This window comes from Mesorhizobium sp. M7A.F.Ca.AU.001.01.1.1 (genome assembly GCF_004022735.1).
Taxonomy (GTDB): Bacteria; Pseudomonadota; Alphaproteobacteria; order Rhizobiales; family Rhizobiaceae; genus Mesorhizobium; species Mesorhizobium ciceri.
The window spans coordinates 1-2,686 of the sequence record NZ_RZPF01000810.1 but is presented as its reverse complement, the minus strand read 5'-3'; the positions used below and the strand labels follow the sequence as shown (position 1 = coordinate 2,686).

Below are 2,686 nucleotides of genomic sequence, written 5' to 3'. Positions count from 1 at the left end.
GTATCAGTCAGGTTGCCCGACAGCGTCACCGAGCCGCCAGTCATGCTCTGGATCGAAACAGCCGCGCCGGTGCCGTTGCTGTTGATGGTGCCGGCATAGGAGATGATCGCGCTGCCGCCGCTCCCGGCAGTCGTCGAGCCGACATTGAAAGCCGTGTTCGCGCCGGTGTTGGTCAGCGTGCCGTCGCCAATGGTCACCGTGCCGGTCAGGTTCTGCAGGTTGATGCCGCCGCCGGTCAGCGTGCCCGCCGGACCGCTGTTGGGCAAGCTGCCACGCGTGACCGTGATGTCGCCGCTGCCGCCATTGGCGTCGAGCAGCGTGCCGGCGACGTTGATGTTGTTGTTGGTGATCGACAAATTGGTGTCGAGGCCGACGACCTTGAACGCTGTCTGGCCCACGGCGACATTGCTGACCGTGACGCCTTCGATGAAGATGCCGCCGGTATTGACGAAGCCAGCCGCGCTCCCGTTGACGAGGAAGACCGAGCCGCTGCCGCCGCTGAAGTCGAAAGCGGTGTCGCGCACCTGGTTGTTGCCGAGCAGATGCAGGGTATCGCTGCCCGTGCTCTTGACCACGCCCTCATCGCCGGTGACGTTGCCGCCAGTAGCGCCGAGATTGCCCTGGACATTGACCGGCTGGACGGTACCGGAGGTGAGGATGGAGGCGCCGTTGCCGAAGCCGATGATCGACTGGCCGGAATCGAGCGTGAACGGGGTGCCGCTGAGATCGACGGTGCCGACAAAGGCGAAGTTCAGCGTGCCGGTCATGGCATCGGCCTCGGCGACCGTGTAGGTGGTCACGTCGGCGCTGAGCCCGTCCGTGTTGGCGTGGACGATGCCACCGCCCTGGGAAATCATGATGGTCCCACCGACCGCGCTGGCCAGATGGGCGGCGCCGGTGAAGTTGACGTCGTCGAAATCATAATTGCCGAGCGTCGGATCGAGCCCGATCGTGTTGACGGTGTAGCCGCCGGCGGCGGCGCTGATGGAGGACTGCAGCCCATCGGCGGACGTGCCGTCGCCGAAGGTGAAGTTGGCGTTGGCCGAGGTCGCGGTGGCGCCGCTCGACGACAATTCGACGCCGACGCCGACATTGGAAATGCTGGAGCCGCGCAGGAAGGTGATGGTCTTGTTGCCGGTCGTCGACGACAGGTCGATGCCGCGCGAGGTCAGGCTGCCGGTGCCGGTGATCGTGGTCAGGCCGAAATCGGCCCTTGTCGAGGAACCGCTCGAGGAACCGCTGAAGTCGATGCCGGTCTGGTTGGCGCCAACCTCGTCGATCGTGGTCGTGCCGAAGCTGATATGTTCGTTGATGTCGAGGAACTCGATGCCGGCGGTGCTTGCCGCTCCCAGCGTAACCTGGGTTGTGCCGAAGGTGACCGTGCCATTGTCGGCAATGAAGATGCCGGTGCCGCCAGGCGTCGTCACGGTGACCTCGCCAAAGCTCGCCGATGCCGTGCTGGCGACATTGGTGACGGACAGGCCGGTGCCCGTGGCATTGGTGATCGACAGCGGCGCGGTCACGTTCAACGTCGCGGTGCCGCCGAGGCTGCTGACAAGCGCCCCGCCGCCACCCGTCGCCGACAAGGTCGGGCCAGTGAAGCTGATGGCGCCGCCGGCCGGGGTCAGCGTCGATCCGACATCGAACAGATCGCCGGTGCCGGTCGAGGTGACCGTACCGCTGAAGGTCACCGAGCCGCCGGTGGTGCCGTCGACCTTGACCGCCGCGCCTGGCGCGGTTGCCGAGCTGGAGATGTTGGCCGCTACGCCGACTGTCGCGCTGCCGCCGGAAACGACGACACCGTCGCCAGCGCCCGAATTGGTGATGGTGCCGCCGAGGATCGTGATCGAGCCCGTATTGTTGGTCAGGCTGACATCGGTGCCCGCGACATTGGTCGCCACCAGATTGGTGATGGTGAAGGTCGATGACGAAGCGTTGATTGCAAGGCCGTTGATGCCGGCAGCGGTGCCGCCGACAGTGACATTGCCACCCAGGAACTGGCCGCCCGAGACGGCATTGAAGTTGAGCGCCGTGGCCGTCGCAACGCCTGTCGTGATGCTGTCGAACGCCATGCCGCCGGTGCCGATGGTGATGCCGTCGAGATTGATCGCCCGGCCGGTGCCGGTGGTGATCTGCTCCGTGCCCGCGGCCGCGACTGTGATCGTGCCGCCCCCGGTGGCATGGAAGCGGGTACGGGTCGTCGTGGTCAGGTCCAGCCCGCCGGTGAATTTCACCGTGCCGCCGGTGTTGGCGGACAGGTCGATCGCGTTGGCCGAGCCCGTGCTGGCGGTGATCTTGCCGCCGAAGGTGGCGGTGCCGCCGGTCTGGCCGATGATCCTGACCGCGTTGGCCGCATTGGCCTGGTCGATCGTGCCGTTGTAGGTGACGTTGGGCACCGCACCGTTGATGTTGAAGGCTACATCGCCCGTGTTGGTGATGGAACTCGCGGCCGCGAAAGTCAGCGTGCCGCTCGAGCCGCTCCAGATGGCCACGCCCCTGCCGCCGCCACTGATGTCGAGATCGTCGAAGGTGGCGATGCCGTCGAAATTGTTGGCGAACAGCCCGACGCTGGCGGCACTGGTAATCTTGGTGTTGCCGGTGAAATCGACGGTCGCGTTCGAATCGACAAGCACGATGCCGGTTTGAGATGCGGTCTGGACGGTCAGGTCGTCGACCGAGACCGTGC

1 pseudogene is annotated in these 2,686 nt (G+C 65.8%); it reads right to left on the bottom strand.

Going from position 1 to position 2,686, the window contains the following annotated elements:
* Positions 1 to 2,686: pseudogene (locus EN884_RS32220) on the bottom strand (hypothetical protein); the annotation flags it as partial.